At 44.5% G+C, this 20,942-nt stretch carries 20 protein-coding genes; 9 read left to right on the forward strand and 11 right to left on the reverse strand.

What is annotated here, in order from left to right:
* Positions 1-30: 30 nt before the first annotated feature.
* The 3 genes from hisH to hisB are packed head-to-tail and all read right to left on the reverse strand — an operon-like array spanning position 31 to position 2,424.
* A complete protein-coding gene (hisH, locus tag B0187_RS07695) occupies positions 31-624 on the reverse strand; it encodes an imidazole glycerol phosphate synthase subunit HisH (protein ID WP_078237284.1) in 594 nt (197 codons plus the stop codon).
* Positions 621-1,283 carry a uracil-DNA glycosylase family protein gene (locus B0187_RS07700; RefSeq protein WP_078237285.1) on the reverse strand — a complete coding sequence of 221 codons (663 nt, stop codon included), beginning with the start codon at positions 1,281-1,283 and terminating at the stop codon, positions 621-623. Before B0187_RS07700 ends, hisH begins: the two co-directional genes overlap by 4 nt.
* 52 nt (positions 1,284-1,335) lie before the next feature.
* Complete coding sequence (gene hisB / locus B0187_RS07705) at positions 1,336-2,424, reverse strand: bifunctional histidinol-phosphatase/imidazoleglycerol-phosphate dehydratase HisB (protein WP_078237286.1); 1,089 nt, start codon at positions 2,422-2,424, stop codon at positions 1,336-1,338.
* Positions 2,425-2,551: 127 nt separating this feature from the next.
* Between hisB and B0187_RS07710 the strand changes: the two genes are divergently transcribed.
* The gene (locus B0187_RS07710; RefSeq protein WP_078237287.1) at positions 2,552-2,884 is read left to right on the forward strand and encodes a DMT family transporter; all 333 of its coding nucleotides are present in this window, start codon (positions 2,552-2,554) and stop codon (positions 2,882-2,884) included.
* Here the strand turns inward: B0187_RS07710 and hisC are convergent.
* The 5 genes from hisC to relB form a co-directional block, all read right to left on the reverse strand.
* Entirely contained in the window at positions 2,868-3,923 is a 1,056-nt protein-coding gene (gene hisC / locus B0187_RS07715) for a histidinol-phosphate transaminase (protein ID WP_078237288.1), read from the reverse strand. The two genes, B0187_RS07710 and hisC, sit on opposite strands and share 17 nt — an antisense overlap.
* Positions 3,924-3,946: 23 nt before the next feature.
* Positions 3,947-4,558: a LysE family translocator gene (locus B0187_RS07720; protein WP_078237289.1), complete on the reverse strand. Its 612-nt coding sequence runs from the start codon at positions 4,556-4,558 to the stop codon at positions 3,947-3,949.
* A gap of 18 nt (positions 4,559-4,576) precedes the next feature.
* Positions 4,577-5,863, reverse strand: a complete 1,287-nt coding sequence (hisD, locus tag B0187_RS07725; RefSeq protein ID WP_078237290.1) for a histidinol dehydrogenase — start codon at positions 5,861-5,863, stop codon at positions 4,577-4,579.
* Positions 5,864-6,159: 296 nt separating this feature from the next.
* Positions 6,160-7,056 carry an ATP phosphoribosyltransferase gene (hisG, locus tag B0187_RS07730; protein WP_078237291.1) on the reverse strand — a complete coding sequence of 299 codons (897 nt, stop codon included), beginning with the start codon at positions 7,054-7,056 and terminating at the stop codon, positions 6,160-6,162.
* Between the two features lie 226 nt (positions 7,057-7,282).
* Positions 7,283-7,669 carry a type II toxin-antitoxin system RelB family anti-toxin gene (gene relB, locus B0187_RS07735; protein WP_078237292.1) on the reverse strand — a complete coding sequence of 129 codons (387 nt, stop codon included), beginning with the start codon at positions 7,667-7,669 and terminating at the stop codon, positions 7,283-7,285.
* A gap of 229 nt (positions 7,670-7,898) precedes the next feature.
* Here relB and B0187_RS07740 point away from each other — a divergent pair, with 229 nt between their 5' ends.
* From B0187_RS07740 to B0187_RS07750, 4 genes are all read left to right on the forward strand, one after another.
* Entirely contained in the window at positions 7,899-8,549 is a 651-nt protein-coding gene (locus B0187_RS07740) for a helix-turn-helix transcriptional regulator (protein ID WP_483866663.1), read from the forward strand.
* 50 nt (positions 8,550-8,599) lie between these two features.
* Positions 8,600-8,797, forward strand: coding sequence for a WYL domain-containing protein (locus B0187_RS10480; protein WP_483866664.1), 198 nt, complete (start codon positions 8,600-8,602; stop codon positions 8,795-8,797).
* Between the two features lie 85 nt (positions 8,798-8,882).
* Positions 8,883-9,155, forward strand: a complete 273-nt coding sequence (locus B0187_RS07745; RefSeq protein WP_245797020.1) for a YkgJ family cysteine cluster protein — start codon at positions 8,883-8,885, stop codon at positions 9,153-9,155.
* 92 nt (positions 9,156-9,247) lie between these two features.
* The gene (locus tag B0187_RS07750; protein ID WP_078237324.1) at positions 9,248-9,916 is read left to right on the forward strand and encodes a HEPN domain-containing protein; all 669 of its coding nucleotides are present in this window, start codon (positions 9,248-9,250) and stop codon (positions 9,914-9,916) included.
* A gap of 29 nt (positions 9,917-9,945) precedes the next feature.
* Here B0187_RS07750 and rluB read toward each other — a convergent pair whose 3' ends face one another.
* Both rluB and B0187_RS07760 read right to left on the reverse strand, forming a co-directional pair.
* Positions 9,946-10,962 carry a 23S rRNA pseudouridine(2605) synthase RluB gene (gene rluB, locus B0187_RS07755; protein ID WP_078237293.1) on the reverse strand — a complete coding sequence of 339 codons (1,017 nt, stop codon included), beginning with the start codon at positions 10,960-10,962 and terminating at the stop codon, positions 9,946-9,948.
* A gap of 105 nt (positions 10,963-11,067) precedes the next feature.
* On the reverse strand, positions 11,068-11,685 hold the full coding sequence (locus B0187_RS07760; RefSeq protein WP_078237294.1) for an L-threonylcarbamoyladenylate synthase: 618 nt from the start codon (positions 11,683-11,685) through the stop codon (positions 11,068-11,070).
* A 136-nt stretch (positions 11,686-11,821) separates the two neighbouring features.
* Here B0187_RS07760 and trpE point away from each other — a divergent pair, with 136 nt between their 5' ends.
* Together trpE and B0187_RS07770 are read left to right on the forward strand one after the other, a co-directional pair.
* A complete protein-coding gene (trpE, locus tag B0187_RS07765; protein WP_078237295.1) occupies positions 11,822-13,375 on the forward strand; it encodes an anthranilate synthase component I in 1,554 nt (517 codons plus the stop codon).
* A 12-nt stretch (positions 13,376-13,387) separates the two neighbouring features.
* Positions 13,388-13,972, forward strand: coding sequence for an aminodeoxychorismate/anthranilate synthase component II (locus B0187_RS07770; protein ID WP_078237296.1), 585 nt, complete (start codon positions 13,388-13,390; stop codon positions 13,970-13,972).
* Positions 13,973-14,079: 107 nt separating this feature from the next.
* Here B0187_RS07770 and B0187_RS07775 read toward each other — a convergent pair whose 3' ends face one another.
* Positions 14,080-17,559, reverse strand: a complete 3,480-nt coding sequence (locus B0187_RS07775; protein WP_143413769.1) for a YadA-like family protein — start codon at positions 17,557-17,559, stop codon at positions 14,080-14,082.
* Between the two features lie 205 nt (positions 17,560-17,764).
* Here B0187_RS07775 and trpD point away from each other — a divergent pair, with 205 nt between their 5' ends.
* Positions 17,765-18,766 (forward strand): anthranilate phosphoribosyltransferase, encoded by a 1,002-nt coding sequence (trpD, locus tag B0187_RS07780; protein ID WP_078237298.1) that lies wholly within the window; start codon positions 17,765-17,767, stop codon positions 18,764-18,766.
* 174 nt (positions 18,767-18,940) lie between these two features.
* Positions 18,941-20,872: a threonine--tRNA ligase gene (gene thrS / locus B0187_RS07785; RefSeq protein WP_078237299.1), complete on the forward strand. Its 1,932-nt coding sequence runs from the start codon at positions 18,941-18,943 to the stop codon at positions 20,870-20,872.
* The last annotated feature ends 70 nt before the right edge of the window (positions 20,873-20,942 follow it).

The following is a 20,942-nucleotide window of genomic DNA, read 5'->3' on the forward strand; positions in this document are numbered from 1 at the left end:
TTTGGCGGAAAGTTATCGCTTGTTATGAAGTTAGAGGTTTTCCACAAAATTCTTCAACAACTTCGCCCCATTTTGACCAGACCGTTCGGGGTGGAACTGCACGCCGTAGAAATTTTTGTTGGCAATGCTTGCGGAAAATGGCACGCCGTAATCGCAGGTGGCGATGGTATTTTCACTTGGTAGCACCGCAAAACTATGCACAAAATAAAAATGGCTGTCTTGCTCAATGCCTGCGAAAAGTGGGTGATCGGCTTGATAGCGAACACGGTTCCAGCCCATATGGGGCAAGGGAAGCCCCGTGTTTGGAATCGCTTCGGTTTTGCCTGCCATTAAATTAAGCGTTGCCACATTGCCCTCAGCCGAAAATTCTGTCATCAGCTGCATTCCCAAACAGATGCCGAGCATTGGCTGGGTGGCGTTTTTGATGGCGTCGCTCAAATCTCGCTGGGCTAAGATTTTCATCGCTGCTTCCGCTGTTCCTACCCCAGGTAAGAGTAGCTTGTCGGCAGATTTGATTTTGGCTAAATCTTGGGTAATTTCGGCTGAAATCCCCAAACGATCAAATGCAAATTTTACAGAAGACAGGTTTGCACAGCCTGTGTCGATGATTACTAGATTAGTCATTTGATTTTCTCTAATAAATTACAAATTGCCTCTTTATGTTCTTGTTCAGATTTACCTTGTGGGTGAGGTGTATAGATATAATAAACATCATTATATTTATATAAATATGATGAATATTTCTTCCATTCTTTCTTATCAATTAACTCAAATATATTTTCGATATCTAAAATGTCCCAAGAATATGTGAGTAGGATCACAGCCTTTGGTTGTAAAATTTCAATTTCAGTTAAAAGGATTTCTCTACAAATTTTTTCTTGTCTATAAAAATCATTATTGTTCGGATTTCCTTGTTCTGGTGCCAGTTTGCATAAATTTGACCAAGCAGTTTTTTCATACCACTCAACATCATTGTTTCCATAATGATCTTCTATCTTTCGGATAATACGCCAAAATGCCGATTTGTTAATGTTGTATTCTGTATTATTAAATACATCTAAAAGAAAGCTATTTGTTTTTTCCGAAGAGAATAAATCTTTTATAGATAAACTATGATTACCGCCATTTAAGGCTCTGCCAACAAAAAGGATACTTTCGCCTTTTTTCCATTGACTGCCAACTTGAACCTTAAAAATAGATAAACGATCAAGATCAGCAGGTTGAAAATTTTGAATAAGTTTTTCATAAAGTGGTAATAACTTTTCTTTTAATTCATTTTTCATATTAAATTACTCTATTATTTTATGATATAAAGGTTAAATTTATTTAATGAAATCACAATACGCCTTTCGAACTCGGCAACTGATCCCCCTCAACTTTTATACACTGCCTTAGCGTTCTGCCAAACACTTTAAACATGCTTTCGATTTTGTGGTGGTCGTTGTCGCCCTTGGTTTTAAGGTGCAAGGTTGCCATTAGGGTGTAGGCGAGGGATTGGAAAAAGTGTTCGGTCATTTCGGTGCTGAAATCACCGACTTTTTCGCGTTTGAATTTCGCCTTAAATTTGAGGTAGGGGCGACCTGATAAATCCATTGTGCATTCGGCTTTACATTCGTCCATTGGTAACACAAAGCCAAAGCGGGCGATGCCGCGTTTGTCGCCTAAGGCTTGTTTGAGTGCCGAGCCGAGGGCGAGGGCGGTGTCTTCTACGGTGTGGTGTTCGTCAATCCACAAGTCGCCTTTGCATTGCACGTTCATTCGGAAACCGCCGTGGGTGGCGATTTGGTCGAGCATATGGTCGAAAAAGCCTACGCCCGTGCTGATTTCGTTTACCCCTGTCTCGTCTAGCCACACTTGCACTTTGATGTCGGTTTCTTTGGTTTTTCGCACCACTTCGGCGTAGCGAGAGGGCTTGTTACAAGCGGTCGGATTTGGCAATAATTTTTCAACGATTAAATCCCAATTTAATTTTTCACGGTGGTATTGTAAGCCTTTAATGCCTAAATTTTCGGCAAGTTTTAGATCTGTTTCACGGTCGCCGATTACAAAACTTGTTTTTGGATCAAATAATTGTTTGTCGATATATTTTTGTAACAATTTGGTTTTCGGTTTACGACATTCACAATTATCTTCTGGGGCGTGCGGACAAATTAACACTTCATCAAAATCAATCCCTTGTGAATGAAATAATTTCATCATTGCGTTGTGCGGTTTATCAAAATTTTCTTGGGGAAATTTATCCGTTCCTAACGCATCTTGATTGCTTACCATTACAAAACGGTAATAAGGTTTTAATTTTAATAAAGCAGGAATCACATTCGGTTCAAATTGTAATTTTTCTAAACTATCAATTTGAAAATCCGTTTTGGGTTCGTCAATTAAAGTACCATCACGGTCGATAAATAAAATAGATTGTTGTGTCATTTTTTTGTTCCTTATTTTGGTTAAATTTTGTCAAAGCGTGGCACAAAAATTTTTAAAATACAAGACTACTCAAAAAATAAATTTTCGCTATAATGCTCGCTCTTTTTACTTTTACGAGGATTTTTTTATGAACGCTTGGATTTTATTATTCATTTCAATCGCTGCCGAAGTAGTTGGCACAAACGCTTTAAAATTGAGCGAGGGATTTTCTCGCCCATTGCCAACGGTGGTTGCCATCGTGGCATTTGGTTTGGCTCTCTACTTAGTGTCGATTGTGTTTAAAACCTTGCCAGTCGGCTTAGTTTATGCGATTTGGTCTGGCTCGGGTATCGTGCTAACCGCCCTTGTCGCGTTCTTTTTATTCGGTCAAAAGCCCGATCTCGCAGGCTTTATCGGAATGGCGATGATTTTGGGCGGTGTGTTGGTGATCAACCTCTTTTCATCTAACTCAGCTCACTAATCGCTTGCACGACCCGTTGATTTTCTTCGGGCGTGCCAATCGTAATCCGCACACAGTTCGCCAAACCGAGAGCGGTGTGCTGATTACGCAGGATAATCCCCTGATCCCACAAGGCTTGAAACACCTTTTGCCCGTCTTTGAATTTGACCAGAAGATAGTTCGCTTCGCTGTCAAAAACCCGTTCCACCTGCGAGCATTTTTGTAATTGTTCGATCAGCCATTGACGATTTTTCAACACATCCGCTACTCGCTGACGCATTTCGGCTAACCCCTGTGGTTGCAAGGCTTGGGCGGCGATATCCGACACGGGAACGGGCAACGGATAAGGGGCGATCACCTTTTGTAGCACGCCGATCAATTCAGGATTGGCAAGGGTGAAACCGCACCGCAATCCTGCTAACGCAAAGGCTTTCGACAGGGTGCGGACAATCGCCAAATGCGGATAATTCGCCAGCTCGTTCGTCATTGTCGCCTCGGGGCAAAATTCGATATAGGCTTCATCAACCACCACAATCGCACGCCCTGCGGTGATCTGCAAAAGTTTGAGCAAATCCGACCGCTTGATCAGCCCGCCAGTCGGGTTATTCGGGCTACATACAAACACCACTTTCACGCCGTCTAGCTGGCGTTCGATTTCGGCAAGATCAAGCTGAAAATCGGCGGTCAAAGGCACGGTTTTCAAGGTAATGCCACAAGTTTCGGCACTCACGCTATACATTCCGTAAGTGGGCGGGCAATAAAGCACGCTGTCGCTCAGCTCGCAAAAAGCACGGATAATCAGCTCAATGCTTTCATCGCCGCCACGGGTAACCAACACATTATCGGGCGACAAGCCCGCGTAGCGAGCGTAACCCTCAATCACCGCCTGCGGTTGAGCCTCGGGGTAGCGGTTAAATTGACGAGCGGAAAGGTTGAAATCGGGCGAAATCGGATATTCATTCGCATTCAACCAAACGTCCCCCTTGCCCCCCAAACGGCGAGCCGATTGATAAGGGGTCAGGGCTTGAATATTTTTTCGAGAGAGTTGTGTGATTTGCATATTTTTTCCTGTATTAATGTAATTTAAATTCCCCACGCCATATATAGAGCGAGTAATAAAAAGATAATACCAACCGAAAAATTAAATTGCTGATTATATTTTTTGAAAATATCGGTCATTTTATTCATAAAGAAACAGTAAATAAGATGAACCATTAACGTGCAAAATAATAAAATAAAGAGCAACCAACTTATTTGTGGCAATACCGCTTTTTCGCTATCCATAAATAATGGAAAAAATGATGTAAAAAAGAGTAATGTTTTCGGGCTGGCAAAGGTAACGATCATTCCGTGATTAAAATTTTGCCAGTTACCTTTATCTCGCATTGTTGCCTCAAACTGTTCCGATTGACGGCTTGCTAATAAACTCATCACGCCTAAATAGGCAATATAGCCAGCCCCCAAATATTGTAACGCAATAAATAATTTAGGTGAGGTGGTTAGCGTGGCGGAAACGCCAGATAGGGCAAGCACCGCCATTGCAAACATTCCAGCCTGCACCCCAAAGATAACAGGCAAAGTTTTTCGCCAACCAACCATTGCACTATATACAATCACGCTAATCGTCCCAGGTCCTGGCGTGCCTGCTGCGATAACGCAAGTTAAAATATAGGTGAGAAGAGTTTGGTTTTCCATTTTATTTACCTATTAAAGTTACTTAGATTTGCTCAACCGCACCACCACCGCCTGTTTATGTGCCTCTAACTGTTCCGCTTCTGCCATTGCGATTACGGTTGGGGCGAGGGCTTGGAAGCCTTGTGGTGTGAGTTCTTGCACTGTCATTCGTTTGCTGAAATCGGCTAATCCTAGGCTGGACGTGGTGCGAGTGTAGCCGTAGGTGGGCAGAACGTGGTTCGTTCCCGAGGCGTAGTCGCCCATACTTTCGGGCGAGTAAGACCCTAAGAAAATTGAGCCTGCGTTGTCGAGTTGGTCGAGTAGCGAGCGGGCATTTTCGACCTGCACCACCAAATGTTCAGGGGCGTATTCGTTGCTGATTTCGACCGCTTGTTGCAAATTTTCCGCAATAAAAATTCGGCTGTGGGCGAGGGCTTTACAAGCGGTCTCTTTGCGAGGAATTTTTGCCAGTTGGCGTTCAATCGTCTGCTCGGTGGCTTGGGCGAGGGCTTGGCTTGGGGTAACTAAAATCACTTGGCTATCCGCCCCGTGTTCCGCTTGGGAAAGCAAATCGCTTGCCACAAATTCGGGATCGGCAAATTCATCGGCAAGCACCAACACTTCGGATGGCCCAGCCTGCATATCAATTGCCGCCCCGTTTACGGATTGCGACACTTGGCGTTTCGCTTCGGTAACGAACGCATTGCCCGGCCCGAAAATTTTATCCACTTTGGCGACCGTTTCCGTGCCGAACGCCATTGCTACAATCGCTTGCGAACCGCCGAGGGCGTAAATGGTTTCCACCCCACAAAGTTGGGCGGTGTAAAGAATTTCGTCCGCAATCGGCGGCGGGGTGCAAAGCACGATTTTTTTACAACCTGCGATTTTGGCGGGAATGGCAAGCATTAGCACGGTTGAGAATAGCGGTGCTGAACCCCCAGGGATATAAAGTCCAACCCGATTGATCGGGCGAGTTACCACTTGACAACGCACGCCAGCTTGGGTTTCCAAATCGACCGCTTGCGGAATTTGGGCGGTGTGGAATTTTTCGATATTGGCTTTGGCGTTTTGAATTGCCTGTTTGAGTGGCTCGGCAACCCGTTGTGAGGCTTGTTCAATCTGCTCGGCAGAAACCACTAGACTATCCAATTTGACCTTGTCGAACTGTTCGGTCAATTCCAATAACGCCTGATCGCCACGGTTCAACACATCTTCCCGAATACGATTCACCGCCTCGACAATCGTCTGGCTACCGCTAATCGCAGGGCGAGTGAGGGCTTGTTTTTTCTGATCTTCACTGAGGTTTTTCCAAATGAGGGTTTGCATATAGTTTTCCTTGTATATTTATAAATTAGTAGAAATTTTCTAAAATCTAACCGCTTGAAAGCACGGCAAGCCGTACTAGGTTATCAATTAGTCAGGGACGTGTCCCTGTTGATCCCCCGTCATTTTGCGTTGAGCGGTTGCGTGAATTTCAAGGGCGATTTGTACTGTTTGAGCTTGCGAAGCAAGCGAGTTTACAAATCGACCGTAGAAATTAGCAACAAGCGAGACAAAGCAAAATGTTCGGGGTCGCCTTTCTTTTGGTTACTTTTCTTTGGCGAAGCAAAGAAAAGTAACGATCAAGCAAGCATTTTTTCAATCGGTAACACCAAAATCGAACTTGCCCCTGCTTCTTTTAACTTTTCCATTGTTTCCCAAAACAGGTTTTCTTGGCTGACAACGTGCATTGCGACTTTATTCGGATCGCTGGCAAGAGGTAGGATTGTGGGATTTTCCACCCCTGGTAGCAACGCCGTGATGTCGTTGAGTTTGTCTTTCGGGGCGTGTAGCATAATGTATTTGGATTCGCTGGCTTGTTGTACGCCTTGGATTCGGGTCAGTAATTTATCGACTAACGCCTGTTTTTCTGGGGAAAGTGCCGCCGAGCGTTGAATGAGGCAGGCTTTGGATTGGTAGATGATTTCCACTTCACGCAAGCCGTTTGCCTCTAAGGTCGCCCCCGAGGAAACGAGGTCGCAAATGGCGGTGGCAAGCCCTGCGGTGGGGGCGACTTCCACCGAGCCAGTCAGCAAACAGTTTTTGAATGGCACGCCTTGCTCTGCCATATAGCGTTTGAGTAGGTTTGGGTAAGAAGTGGCGATGCGAGCGTTGGCGAGATCTTGCACCGATTGATAAGGGAAATCGCGTGGCACAGCGAGGGAAAGGCGGCAGCCACCGAAATCAAGGCGGGTCAGCATTTTGTAGCTTGGGGCTTCGCTGGCGGAAAAGCGACCGAGTTCTTCTTCCTCTAACACATTTTCGCCGATAATGCCGAGATCGACCACGCCGTCAAACACCAAGCCAGGAATGTCGTCATCTCGCACCCGTAAAATATCAATCGGCAAATTTTCGGAATAGGCGATCAAACGCTGTTCGTTCCAGTTGATTTTCACCCCACACTGTTTGAGTAAGGCTTGCGATTCTTGGCTTAACCGCCCAGATTTTTGCATTGCAATGCGTAAACGTTGTGTTGTCATTTTTTGTTCCTTGTATTTTTATCAATTATCAAAAAGAAAACCCCTCGGATTTTGAATGATCCGAGGGGGTCAAATGGGTTATAAAATTATCGCACTCTGCCGCTCGGATTTTCTTCCGAACATACCAAATGCCCGAAAGAATCAGGAAAAATGGCGATGATGATGGCGAGTTTGGATAAATTTCATTGTGTTGTTCTCTGCTAAATTGCGTAAGTTGAGCAAAAATCTACTTCAAATTTTTTGAGAATGCAAGAGGGGAACGCAAATTTTTTTCAGATTTTTTCCATTTAATCATTCTTTCCACCAAATCCACACACTCAATTCGTTCGGAAATGTTCAGCCCCTGCAACAATCCCTCTAAACGGCGGGCTTGATCGAGGGAACGAGTGCTACTTTCGGTGAGCAAATCCGCCACTTCACATTGAAAAATCTCGGCAAGTTCCACCAATCGCAGCACGGTCGGCACGGTCGTGCCGCGTTCCATTCGTGAAACCGCATCGTTGCCAATGCCTAAAATTTCGGCTAATTCCGCCTGCGTTAAACCCACCGCTTGTCGATATTTGGCAATCGCCCGACCAATGGTCTGCATTATTTTTGCGTTTTTGTCTTGCACATTTCCCCCTCATTTACAAAGTGGAAATGTTAGGTATTGACTTTTTTTGATAAAGAGCGAATGATACTTACTTTATACTTTTAAAGTATAAAATGCGTAAAAAATCCTATTTTGAGGCGGCAAGCGGTGGGGAAAAAATTTTTTTTTCAAAAAAATGTTTTAAACGACACAACCTGTCAAGGGGATAGCGTAAACTTCGCCCCAGTCAAATGATTAAGAGGATACCGAAATGAAAAAAAGTGAAGTGCTTGCCCTGCGTTTAGGCACGATTCTCACCCGTTTAAATCAGGGGGAACGGTTAGACATCAACCAACTCGCCGAAGAATTTGAAATGTCCGTCCGCACCCTGCAACGTGATTTAAAAGATCGCCTCGCCTTTTTAGATTGGGAAGAGTGCGGGGCGAGATATTACAAACTCAACCGAGCCAAATTTGGCTATTTGCAACAGGAAGAAATTGAGCGTTTTGCGTTATTTGCCAGCATTTCTGAACTTTTTCCGAAAGTAGATCGGGATTTTTATCAAGAAAAATTAACTCAAAGCATTCAAGTGAAAGGGTTTGAATATGAAAATATCAGCCATTTAGCCCGAGAATTTGAATTATTAAATAAGGCAATTAAAGAGCGAAAATTTGTTCATTTTCAATATATTAAAAGCGGTCAGATTTCCGCAAAATTTTACCAAATCGCCCCATATAGTTTAACCAACAAAAATGGCATTTGGTATTTAATCGGCACGGAAAACGATCAAAAGAAAACATTCTGTTTCACCCAAATTTCAATGCTCAAAAATTGGAAGAAACCTTTGAACCGAATGAGCAGTTTATTGAAGAAATTAAAAATAACGACAGTATTTCACACGGTAATCAACTTTCGGAAGTAGTGATTAAAGTCTCAAAATTTGCTACACCCTATTTTTTACGCCGAAATTTGTTGCCGAATCAAAAACTGGTGCATAAATTAGAAAGTGGCGAAACCATTTTTTCGTGTGAAAATGTGAATGAAATGGATATTGTGCCAGTGGTGCAGTATTGGATTCCGCATTTAACCATTATTAGCCCGAATGAATTGCAACTAAAAATGGTTAATAATCTTCAACAATATATTTCTAATTTTATAATGATGAATTAGAGCGAAGTGTTATTCTCAAAGCAGAGGTAGAACGTAGAAATATCGATTTGCCATTTGAGTCGGGCAATTTAGAGAGTGTAAGAAGTTGGTTGGGATCATTACAGAAAAGTTAACGCCTTTTCCCTGCAATGCCTGTGGTAAATGTTGCCAACGAGTACATTTAAGTGAACAAACGGCTTATTTAGATCGGGGCGATGGTGTTTGTTTAAATTTTGATGAACAAACCCATTTGTGCCAAATTTATGAAAACCGACCGCTTGTTTGCCGAGTAGAGGACTATTACCGAACACATTTAAGCCACATTTACAAATGGGACGAATTTGTCAAACTAAATTTAGCAATTTGTGAAAAATTGTAGCGAGTGTCGAAAAAGCTGATTTGATGAAAATCAGCTTTTTTATTTGAGCAAAATTACCTTATAATTCCTCTCTATTTTTAATGGAGGTCAAAATGCTCTCAACCCAAGCTCAACATTTAGAAACCTACTTTAAACAGCACCGTGATGAACAAGATTATTCGCAGGATTTTCGCCTACGGATTCATCGCTCGTTAAGTTGGCTAAAACAAGCCTGCGTGGCGGAAGATTTGGATAATAAATTCATCTCGCTTTGGATTTCTTTTAATGCAGCTTATGCACGAGAATTAAAAGAAGATTCGCCAAAAGATCGGGCAATTTTTAACGAATTTTTATTACGCATTTGTGCCTTAGATGAAGAGCAAAAAATTTATAATCTAACGTGGAAAAAATTTTCAGGATCTATCCGCTTGTTATTGGATAATCCTTATATTTTTCAACCATTTTGGGAATTACAAAATAATAAAATCAGCGAAAAAGAATATCATCAAGCCGTTATTCAAGAACGTGAGCGTTTTTTATCCGCATTAGAAAAACAAAGAACTGAGCGAATTTTAGATGTATTATTCGGTCGTTTATATACCTTACGCAACCAAATTCTACACGGCGGTTCAACTTTCGGCAGTAAAGCCAACCGTGAACAATTAAAATTCGGGTGCGATGTTTTGGCGTTTTTTATTCCTGAAATGCTCGAAATTATGATGAAAAATCATAATGCAATGGAATGGGGTAAACCGTTTTATCCTTATTTAAATAATAATTAAAAGCCGTTTTCACGGCTTATAAATTTATATTAGGCTTTACGGAATTTATTATGCTGTTTCACCGCTTTACGAATTTGGCGGATATTAGTGCGGCGGCGGTTTTTGGTTACATCGACTTTGGTTTCCGTTTCCGCTGGCAAGCCAACCAGTTGGCGTAGATAGTTCACTTGCTCTAAGCCCATTTCTTCCCAACCGCCACGCGGTAAGCCTTTTTCGAGTTTGATATTGCCGTAGCGAATCCGAATTAGGCGGCTGACTTGAATCCCTTGCGATTCCCACAAACGGCGGACTTCGCGGTTTCGCCCTTCGGTCAGGGTTACGTCAAACCATTGATTGATCCCCATTCCGCCCACGGCTTTGAGCTGTTTGAAGTTTGCCGGACCGTCTTCTAATTGCACCCCCTTGCGTAAGCGTTGCAACATTGCTTCGTCCACATTGCCGAACACACGCACCGAGTATTCCCGTTCCACTTCACGGCTTGGGTGCATTAGGCGGTTGGCGAGTTCGCCGTCTGTGGTGAAGAGCAGTAATCCCGAGGTGTTGATGTCCAAACGCCCCACCGCAATCCAACGTGCGCCAGTTAAGCGAGGCAGGCGGTCGAACACGGTGGCACGACCTTCGGGGTCGGAACGAGTGCAGAGTTCGCCCTCGGGTTTGTAATACATCAACACACGGCAAACCTCTTTTTGAGCAGGAATCAGGCTCACGAGGTTGCCGTCAATGCGGATTTTGGTGCTGGAACTGACTTGCACACGGTCGCCGAGGGTGGCGATTTGACCGTCCACGCTCACACGCCCTTGGGCGATGATTTCCTCAATCTCACGGCGAGAGCCTTGCCCCGCTCGGGCGAGGATTTTTTGCAATTTTTCGCCCACCACTTTGGCTTTTTTTAGCTCACTTTTCGCCTCGTTAGCGGTCGGTTTCGCCGATTTTTTTACCAACGGTTTTGAAGTCGGTTTGGCGGTTGATTGAGTAGTACGGTTACGTAAATTTTTCGCAGAATCTGACCGCTTGTTGGCGGTGTTTTTGGTTTGAAATGTTTTCATTTTAGTTCCCTGTCGCTTTCACAAGCGTCTTACGCCGAAATTATTTTTCATTACTGCGTTGCTACGCCTTGCCGTACTGAAAAATAATTTCATTGGCTTAATTGATTATTGAAAAGGGGTTGGATCGCCTGAGCCGAAACGGATAATTTTAGGCGATTCTTCGGTTAAATCAATCACGGTGGTGGGGGTAACGCCCAAATAACCACCGTGAATAATCAAATCCACTTGATGTTCAAGATAATCTCGAATTTCATCGGGATCGGATTGGGTAATTTCTTCATTCGGCAACATCAACGAGCAAGACAAAATTGGCTCGCCCAACGCCGAAATTAACGCCAACGCAATCGCATTATCTGGCACACGAATGCCGATAGTTTTGCGTTTGGTCAGCAAACGGCGAGGCACTTCTTTGGTGGCGGGCAGAATGAAAGTGTAAGGATTCGGCAGGTTGTTTTTCATCAACCGATACGCCGAATTATTGACTAACGCATAGTTAGATAATTCCGACAAATCGCTACACACCAACGTGAAATTGTGATTTTCAGGCAGTTTGCGAATTGCCACAATTCGATCCATCGCCGATTTCTCGCCCAAGGCACAACCCAACGCATATCCCGAATCGGTCGGATACACAATCACCCCGCCTTTTTTCAAAATTTCAACGGCTTGATGAATTAAACGGGGCTGGGGGTTGTCGGGGTGGATATAGAAAAATTGGCTCATTGTTTTCGCTCTCAAAAAATTGTGGCGAATTATACGCTTTTTCAAGCGGTTATAAAATCGAAAAATAATGAAATTGCCCCTTGACTTATTTATGTTGTACTAGTTTAATAGTACAAAATTTCCAAAGGGGATTCCGATGAGCGTGCAAATTCAACATACTTCATTACCTTATTATGCGGACACTACCGCACTTTTTTATCATCTTTGTGGCGACCGTCCGCATACGTTGTTGCTGGATTCGGCGGAAATTCAGAGCAGAAACAGCTTGAAAAGTTTGCTGTTTGCTCAGTCGGCGGTGCATATCACTTGCGAGGGGCGGCAGGTTCATTTTCAGGCGTTAAGTGAGAATGGCAAGGCGGTGTTGCCGTTAATTGCGAACCAACTTGCGACCCTTTCGCCTGCCCCGATTTGTGAAAATTCGCCAGAATCCGACCGCTTGCAAGCGACTTTTCCGCCGCTTAATGAGCAATTAGATGAGGATAATAAACTCAAAAGCACCACCATTTTTGATGCGTTGCGTGCAGTTAATCAGATTTTCGCCAAGGCAGATTTCCCCGTGCATTTGGGCGGTTTGTTCGGCTACGATTTGGTGTTGCAATTTATTCCTAATCAGCAGATTTCGCTGGGCGAAAGTGAGTTAGCTTGCCCCGATTTTAGTTTTTATTTGGCGGAACAGTTGGTCGTGATCGATCATCAGTTGCAACAAGCCACCTTGCATACATTCTGCTTTGATCCAAGCCAAGGGGATATTCTCGCCCAACAAGCGGTCAGATTCCGTGAAAAATTAGCCGATCATCAACATCAACCGTTGCAACTGCCGATCCAAACTGCCAGCACCGAGTCGGTGGCAAGCCTTGAAGATCCTGAATTTAAGCAAATGGTGTGCGATCTCAAACCCCATTTGGTGGCGGGCGATGTGTTCCAAATTGTGCCGTCTCGCCGTTTCTGCATTCCTTGCCCGAACACGCTGGCGAGCTATCGTCAGCTCAAAATCAACAACCCAAGCCCTTATATGTTCTTTATGCAGGACGACAATTTTACCCTGTTCGGGGCATCGCCAGAGAGTGCGTTGAAGTATTCGCAAGCCACTCGCCAGTTGGAAATTTACCCGATTGCAGGCTCACGTCCGCGTGGGTTTGACGAGCAGGGCAATATCGATCCTGAATTAGATGCTCGCTTAGAATTAGAGCTACGCCTCGACCAAAAAGAGACCGCCGAGCATTTGATGTTGGTGGATTTGGCTCGCAACGATGTGGCGAGGGTGTGCGTATCTGGCACGCGTAAGGTGGTGGATTTAATGCAGATCGACCGCTATTCGCAGATTATGCACTTGGTGTCGAGGGTGGTTGGCACGCTTCGCCCTGATTTGGACGCGTTGCACGCCTACCAAGCCTGTATGAATATGGGGACGCTGACGGGCGCACCAAAAATCAAGGCGATGGAATTACTCTATCAATTTGAGGGCAAAAAACGGCATAGCTACGGTGGGGCGGTGGGCTATCTCACGTCTGACGGCAATTTTGATACCTGTATCGTGATCCGCTCGGCGTTTGTGCAAAACGGCACAGCGTTTGTGCAGGCTGGCTGCGGCGAGGTGTTAGATTCCGATCCACAAATGGAAGCGGACGAAACCCGCCACAAAGCCCGAGCGGTATTGAATGCAATCGCCAAAATCAACGGTGGAAATTAAGAGGAACGCAAAATGGCAAACATTCTTTTTGTCGATAATTTCGACTCATTTACCTACAACTTAGTCGATCAATTCCGCCAGTTAGGGCATAGTGTAACGATTTTCCGCAATGATTATCCGCTCGATGCCTTCTGCGAAAAAGCCCTTAATACCCCCGATTGTTTGATCGCCCTCTCGCCAGGGCCGGGGACACCACAACAAGCGGGTAATTTATTGCCAATAATCGACCGCTTGAAAGAGAAAGTGCCGATGATCGGTATCTGCTTAGGGCATCAAGCTCTGATCGAAGCCTTTGGCGGCGAAGTGGTGCATACAGGGCAAGCCCTACACGGCAAAGCCACCCCGATGACTCACGACGGCGAAATGATGTTCGAGGGGATTGAAAGCCCAATGACTATCGCCCGTTATCACTCACTAATGGGCGACAACTTACCCGAAGATCTGATCGTCAATGCCAAAACCGATCACATCGTAATGGCAATCCGCCACAAAACCCTACCGATCTGCGGTTTTCAATTCCACCCCGAATCGATCCTCACCGTACAGGGCGGAAAATTGCTCAAACAGAGTGTGGAATGGCTTTTGAAAAAGCGATAAAAATTGAGGAAATAGCTTATAAAAAAACAGCATATCTCGTACGAGATATGCTGTTAAATTTTTTCGAGAATCCCACCGCTTGCAAGCGGTGAGATGTTAGTGAGAAATTACCACTGGTAGCCTACTCCGACTCCACCTGATAAGTGTCCTGCACTGTTTGCAGTACCTTGAAGTTTCAAGATAAGTTTACCGTTGTCAGAGGCACGAGAGTAACCGACAGCAACCGCAGATTTACCACCATAGCCACCTGCTGCTGCGGCAACCATTGATTTACCTGGGATATAAACCTGTGGTAATGAAGCCGCTGCGGCAGAGCTTGCACCGATACCACGAACTCGTTTGTCAAGTTTATCGACTTTCTTGTTCACGGTATTTTCAACGTTTCTAAGTTGAGCCATATTAGCCGCATCAGTGTCTGCAGTACCCGCAGCAACGCCTTTGATTTGGACAGGTTTAGTACCTTTGTTGATGACTAAATTACCTGCACTATCGTTACCGATATTCACAGCATTATTACCTTGACCGATGGTTACACCTTGGGTTGCTGTAACGGTTTCAAAGGTTGGTTTGCTTGATGTTGCAATGCTGATCTTACGACCTGATTGGGTAATGTTGATATTGTTACCCGCATCGATTGTTGCGGTATCGCCCATTTTCACGTTCGCTACACTTGAACCCTGTACATTACCCGTACCTGATTTAGAGGTAACAATGTTCCAACCTTTCGCTACCTCGTTTTGTACTTTGGTTACGTTTTGGTTGGTAGCGTGAAGTTGTGAGCCGTTTACTACATCTTTGCTGGTTGATGAAAGTTCACCGTCTGCCACATTGCTGATTTTCTTATCGCCTGCGTTGATGCCGTCCGAGCTAATGCTCACGTTACCCGTTTGCACTTTGCTGTTGTCGCCGAGGTCGATATTTTTTGCAAGTTTAACACTTAATTTACCGTTTTCAGCGACGATACCGATATTGTTATCGGACAACTTGTTTGAATCAGCTCCGCCCGTTAGGGTTAATTTGTTTCCGATTGTTTGAGTTACTTCACCTTTATCACCTGCGAAGATCAAACCATCGTCCATTGTTGCCACTTGACGGGTAACGTTTTCAAGGATTGGGTTACCGTTCGCATCTTTCTTCGGATTGCCGTTTTCGTCTAAGACTGGGCGAGTGGTGTTGTAAACAATACGGGTAATACCGTCTTTACCGTCTTTCGGATCTAAGGCAGGTTTGCCGTCTGCCACAGTAATGGTTGCATCTTTGCCATCTTTGCCGTTGATACCGATTGAACCATCTTTACCGTTCAAGCTCACGCCTGTTTTGCCATCAGCCCCTTTTGCACTAATTTCACCGTCTTTACCGTTTCCGCCTGCACTAATATTGTTGTTCAAGTTGAACACTACATTATTGCCGTTTTGGGTAATGTTGATATAGCCGTCAGTGTTGCTTAAATCAACAATACCACCTGGTTTCACGTTAGAAGATGATGTGGCATCATTATTTGTAGAGAGATACCAACCTTCATTTGCGGTTTTAAGGGCTTCGTTTGCTGTTGCATTAGCGTTATTTGCTGTCGTATTAGCGTTATTTGCCGTAGTGTTTGCAGCGTTTGCTGTCGCATTAGCGTTGTTTGCCGTAGTGTTGGCAATGTTAGCGGTTGTATTCGCAATATTTGCCGTAGCGTTAGCGGTTTTAGCCGTAGTCAATGCTTCTGAGATATTATTTAGGGTAGTTTGCGATAAACCATAAACGATTTTACCCTTCCCATCTGTAGTAACGGTAAGATCTGTAGTTGCACCAAATGTAATGCCTTGAGATGCAGTGCCATTCACCGCCCAGTTTTGAGCTGTTCCGCTTTCCGTTGTTGCACTTTCTCCATTTGCAATGGCAAAATTAAATGATGTTGTGCTTAATTTTTTTGCTACCGCATAAAGTTGAGAACCATTGATCGCATCTGTAGAAGTATCGCTGATTTCACCTGCTGCAAGGTTAATGAGTTGTCTACGAGCGGTTGCATTGCCAACGGATACCACATAACCATCGCCTTGCACGCCCGTTGTGAAGTTATCGTATGTAATACCGTTTACCGTTGCAACTGTTACATTTGTCGCTGTCTGAGTAATACCTGAACTTTCGCCTAGCACAACAGCATTTTCATATCCTTCAGGAACGCTGATGTTATTACCTAAAACAAATACTTTATCCGAACTAACGGTATTGCTATTACCAATAGAATATGAACCGTTAGCATTTACAGTAGGTGTCGTATTGCTTTGAGCCGTACCAAATGCACCAGAGTTTTCTCCTGTTACATTGAGGTAGCTACCCATAGCGACAGAGTGATTACCTGTTATAGTTGAATTTGCCCCAATTGTGGTTGAGTTATCGCCATTAGTTACTGCATTTCCAATTGCAACAGCATAATTACCTTCCACTGAACTATTTGTGATGGCTAAACTATACCAACCACGTTTGATATGTGCATCTGTACCCAATGCTGCTGAATAATGTCCGTTTCCATTGATAGAGACATTGTATCCTGCCGCCAAAGCATAGTTACCTGATGTAATGTTAGCTTTTTGACCAAAACTGTTTGACCAAAACGGGATAACTTGGCTATCACGACCCACAATAACCGTTTCTCTTCCTCTACCTCTTCCGGTTGTCTGACCCGCTATTAAACTGTGTCCAACTACAACTGAATCGAGTGCTTCACCGCTGCCATATAAATCTCGACCAATGAAGGTTGCTCGCATAGCACTCGTTGTAATGTTTTCACCAATACCTGTTGTATCGTGATTGGTTACGCGGATTTGTTTACCAATACCGATGGAATTACGAGAAATCTGTAAGTTATTCCCTAAGCCAGTACCACCATTGTTCACTGTAATATTTTCACCAACGACAACCATTCTATCGCCACTACCTACAGTAATGTTATGCCCCACGGAAACGAATTGTAGGGCATTCATAGCTGATTGGTTGCTCCCGACCATTAGGGTGGCTCGTAGGCCATCAGGATTTATATTGCCGTTGCTCTGTGTTACTAGGTTATTACCAAGTAGAACAACATCTTTCCCTGATCCAACTGTTTGATATCGACCTACCATCGTAACATTTTCAGGTATATATCCATATCTATCTGCATAGTTTTGCATGAATCCATTTTGTAACCAGGCTTCCCCTGAACGTCTTGCGTTAGCATAAGTACCCAAATCAAGATAAGTACCAACTACCGTTGAGTTATTTGAACCCTCGGTATTCAAATTAGCATTGGCTCCGTTATTATTCACAAAGCGAATACGGTTGTTAGGGCCATAAATGGCTGTGTTTTGATTATCATTTAAAGACTGATCGGGGTTAATTGCACCTAATGCTGTATTGGGAAGGCTAAGTAGAAGAACGCTACCTACTCCACCAACTAAAGTAGAGGACACTTTGCCTCTATTTTTTGCTAATTCAGATACAACTTGCCCGGATTGAGATTCGTTGTTCCATATAACTTTGAAGATTTTATTCATATAAAGTAAACTCTCATTCATTGAAAAGTCATAAAGCATAAAATACTTTAGAGAAATGTGAATAATCACTATTGAATATAATATAAAAGTAAAAGATGAATATCTACCATTATAATTTTAAGGTTATTTTGACAAATTTCTATTTTTTGAGTTTTTTTTTTTTTTTCAATGAGTTACGTTTTTTTTTGTAGTGTGTGGACTCTTGGGAAATTTTATATTTTCTTGATCTTTGTTAAGATGTTATAGTTTATATACAGTATTAAAGGACAACAAAATGAACCTCGAATCACTTTTAGAACAGCTTTTCAACCAACAAACTTTATCCCAAACCGAATCGCATTTTCTGTTCCAACAGATTATGCAGGGCGATTTATCGAATGAACAACTGGCAGCGGCGTTAATCGCCCTCAAAATGCGGGGGGAAACGGTGGACGAAATCGCAGGGGCGGTAACGGCGACTCTTGAAAATGCTCAACCTTTCCCTTGTCCTGATTATCCGTTTGCGGATATTGTCGGCACGGGGGGGGACGGGCATCACACGATTAACATTTCCACCGCCAGTGCGATTGTGGCTGCGAGTATGGGCTTGAAAGTGGCGAAGCACGGCAGTCGTAGCGTGTCGAGCAAAACGGGATCGAGCGATGTACTGACTTCCCTCGGGATTAACGTGGCGATGTCGGCGGAAACCGCTCGCCAAGCCCTCGACCAAATCGGCATCTGCTTTTTGTTCGCCCCACAATATCATCTCGGCTTTAAACACGCCGTGCCAGTTCGCCAAGCCTTGAAAACTCGCACGATCTTCAACATTTTAGGACCTCTCGTTAATCCAGCTCGCCCGAAACATCAGCTACTCGGCGTTTATTCCCCTGATTTAATCAAGCCTTATGCGGAAACGGTTAAGGCACTCAATCATCAGCATACGTTGGTGGTACACGGTGCGGGTTTGGACGAAGTGACGGTACACGGTGAAACCCAAGTGGCGGAAATCGAAAAAGGCGAAATTCGTTATTTTACCCTTACCCCCGAAGATTTTGGGATTGAACGCCATTCCCTTGAAGCCTTAAAAGGGGGCGAGCCTGCGGAAAATGCCGAGAAAATCACCGCATTATTGCAGGGCAGAGGCGAGCCAGCTCACATCGACAGCGTTGCCGTGAACGTGGCAATGTTAATGCGACTGTTTGGCAAGGTGGATTTAAAAGCGAACGTGGCGAAAGTCAAAGCCCATCTCGCCACCGATCTTGCCTTCCAAACCCTGCAAAAACTTGCCCGCTTTTAAGCATTGATTTTTGGGAATTTACAAAATCTATGCTAAAATCCGCCCGCCTTTTCCGCCCATTGTAAGGGCAGAAATGTGCAGAAATTTTTTAAAATCAGACCGCTTGCAAGCGGTTTTTTCTTTCAAATCAACAAGTAACCTTTCGTATCGGTTACCACTGTACAAGGATTTAATATGCCAATTATTACCCTACCAGACGGCTCAACACGTCAATTTGAACAACCCGTTTCTGTAATGGAAGTTGCCCAAAGTATCGGGGCTGGGCTTGCAAAAGCCACGATTGCAGGGCGTGTGAACGGCGAACGCCGTGATGCGTGCGACATTATCAGCCAAGATAGCACCCTTGAAATTATTACCGCCAAAGATGAAGACGGCTTAGAAATTATCCGCCACTCAACGGCTCACTTGCTCGGACACGCAATCAAACAGCTTTTCCCTGATGTGAAAATGGCAATCGGGCCAACGATTGACAACGGTTTCTACTATGATGTGGATTTGGATCGTTCCCTCACCCAAGAAGATTTAGATGCCCTCGAAAAACGGATGTTGGAACTGGCGAAAACCAATTATGACGTGGTGAAACGCCCTGTGAGCTGGCAAGAAGCAAGAGATACTTTTGAGCAACGTGGTGAGCCGTACAAAATGGCGATTTTGGACGAAAACATCGAACGCACCGCCACCCCTGCGTTATATCATCACGAAGAATATATCGATATGTGCCGTGGGCCGCACGTCCCGAATATGCGTTTCTGCCACCATTTCAAACTGCAAAAAGTGGCGGGGGCTTACTGGCGTGGCGACAGCAAAAACAAGATGTTGCAACGCATTTACGGCACGGCGTGGGCGGATAAAAAACAACTCGCCGACTATTTGCACCGTTTAGAAGAAGCGGCGAAACGGGATCACCGTAAAATCGGTAAGGCGTTGGACTTGTTCCATATGCAAGAAGAAGCCCCAGGTATGGTGTTCTGGCACAATGACGGCTGGACGATTTTCCGTGAGTTGGAAACCTTTGTGCGTACCAAATTGAAAGAGTACGATTATCAAGAGGTGAAAGGCCCGTTTATGATGGATCGTGTGTTGTGGGAAAAAACAGGCCACTGGCAAAACTACGGGGCGATGATGTTTACCACTTCATCGGAAAACCGTGAGTATGCGATTAAGCCGATGAACTGCCCAGGTCACGTTCAAATTTTCAATCAAGGCTTGAAATCTTACCGTGATCTGCCGTTGCGTATGGCGGAATTTGGCTCGTGCCACCGTAATGAACCGTCTGGCTCGTTGCACGGGATTATGCGTGTGCGTGGCTTCACCCAAGACGATGCCCACATTTTCTGTACCCCTGAACAAGTTGAGAGCGAAGTAACCGCTTGTATCCGTATGGTGTACGACATTTACAGCACCTTCGGCTTTGAAAATATCAAAGTTAAGCTCTCAACTCGCCCAGAAAACCGTATCGGCACGGACGAAATGTGGCAAAAAGCGGAAGACGATTTGGCGGCAGCGTTACGCACCAACGGCTTGGATTATGAAATCCAAGAAGGCGAAGGGGCATTCTATGGACCGAAAATCGAATTTACCCTGCACGACTGTTTAGACCGTGCGTGGCAATGCGGCACAATCCAGCTCGACTTCTTCTTGCCAGAACGCTTAGGTGCGTCTTATGTGGCGGAAGATAACGACCGCAAAACGCCTGTAATGATCCACCGTGCAATCCTCGGCTCAATCGAACGCTTTATCGGGATTATCACCGAAGAGTACGCCGGCTTCTACCCAGCGTGGCTCGCCCCAACCCAAGCGATTGTGATGAACATCACCGACAGCCAAGCGGATTATGTGCAAAAAGTGGTGAAAACCTTGTCTGACGCAGGTTTACGCGTGAAATCGGATTTACGCAACGAAAAAATCGGCTTCAAAATCCGCGAACACACCCTCAAACGCGTACCATATATGCTCGTGTGTGGCGACAAAGAAATTGAAGCGGGCAAAGTTGCCGTCCGGACCCGCAAAGGGGCAGATTTAGGCACATTCACCGTAGAAGAATTTGCCGAAATGCTCAAAAAACAAGTCAAAGGGCGTGAGTTAAAATTATTCCAAGAAGAATAATTTATTAAAATAGGGTAGGGCTAGTTTAAAATTAGTCCTATCTTTTTTAATTTAAGGAACTATACTATGC

It is taken from the genome of Haemophilus paracuniculus (assembly GCF_002015115.1).
Classification (GTDB): domain Bacteria; phylum Pseudomonadota; class Gammaproteobacteria; order Enterobacterales; family Pasteurellaceae; genus Haemophilus_E; species Haemophilus_E paracuniculus.

Excerpts from the sequence above, each read along its gene's own strand:
- hisH (WP_078237284.1), bottom strand. The coding sequence starts at position 624 with ATGACTAATCTAGTAATCATCGACACAGGCTGTGCAAACCTGTCTTCT.
- B0187_RS07700 (WP_078237285.1), bottom strand. The coding sequence starts at position 1,283 with ATGAAAAATGAATTAAAAGAAAAGTTATTACCACTTTATGAAAAACTT.
- hisB (WP_078237286.1), bottom strand. The coding sequence starts at position 2,424 with ATGACACAACAATCTATTTTATTTATCGACCGTGATGGTACTTTAATT.
- B0187_RS07710 (WP_078237287.1), top strand. The coding sequence starts at position 2,552 with ATGAACGCTTGGATTTTATTATTCATTTCAATCGCTGCCGAAGTAGTT.
- hisC (WP_078237288.1), bottom strand. The coding sequence starts at position 3,923 with ATGCAAATCACACAACTCTCTCGAAAAAATATTCAAGCCCTGACCCCT.
- B0187_RS07720 (WP_078237289.1), bottom strand. The coding sequence starts at position 4,558 with ATGGAAAACCAAACTCTTCTCACCTATATTTTAACTTGCGTTATCGCA.
- hisD (WP_078237290.1), bottom strand. The coding sequence starts at position 5,863 with ATGCAAACCCTCATTTGGAAAAACCTCAGTGAAGATCAGAAAAAACAA.
- hisG (WP_078237291.1), bottom strand. The coding sequence starts at position 7,056 with ATGACAACACAACGTTTACGCATTGCAATGCAAAAATCTGGGCGGTTA.
- B0187_RS07740 (WP_483866663.1), top strand. The coding sequence starts at position 7,899 with ATGAAAAAAAGTGAAGTGCTTGCCCTGCGTTTAGGCACGATTCTCACC.
- B0187_RS07750 (WP_078237324.1), top strand. The coding sequence starts at position 9,248 with ATGCTCTCAACCCAAGCTCAACATTTAGAAACCTACTTTAAACAGCAC.
- rluB (WP_078237293.1), bottom strand. The coding sequence starts at position 10,962 with ATGAAAACATTTCAAACCAAAAACACCGCCAACAAGCGGTCAGATTCT.
- B0187_RS07760 (WP_078237294.1), bottom strand. The coding sequence starts at position 11,685 with ATGAGCCAATTTTTCTATATCCACCCCGACAACCCCCAGCCCCGTTTA.
- trpE (WP_078237295.1), top strand. The coding sequence starts at position 11,822 with ATGAGCGTGCAAATTCAACATACTTCATTACCTTATTATGCGGACACT.
- B0187_RS07770 (WP_078237296.1), top strand. The coding sequence starts at position 13,388 with ATGGCAAACATTCTTTTTGTCGATAATTTCGACTCATTTACCTACAAC.
- trpD (WP_078237298.1), top strand. The coding sequence starts at position 17,765 with ATGAACCTCGAATCACTTTTAGAACAGCTTTTCAACCAACAAACTTTA.
- thrS (WP_078237299.1), top strand. The coding sequence starts at position 18,941 with ATGCCAATTATTACCCTACCAGACGGCTCAACACGTCAATTTGAACAA.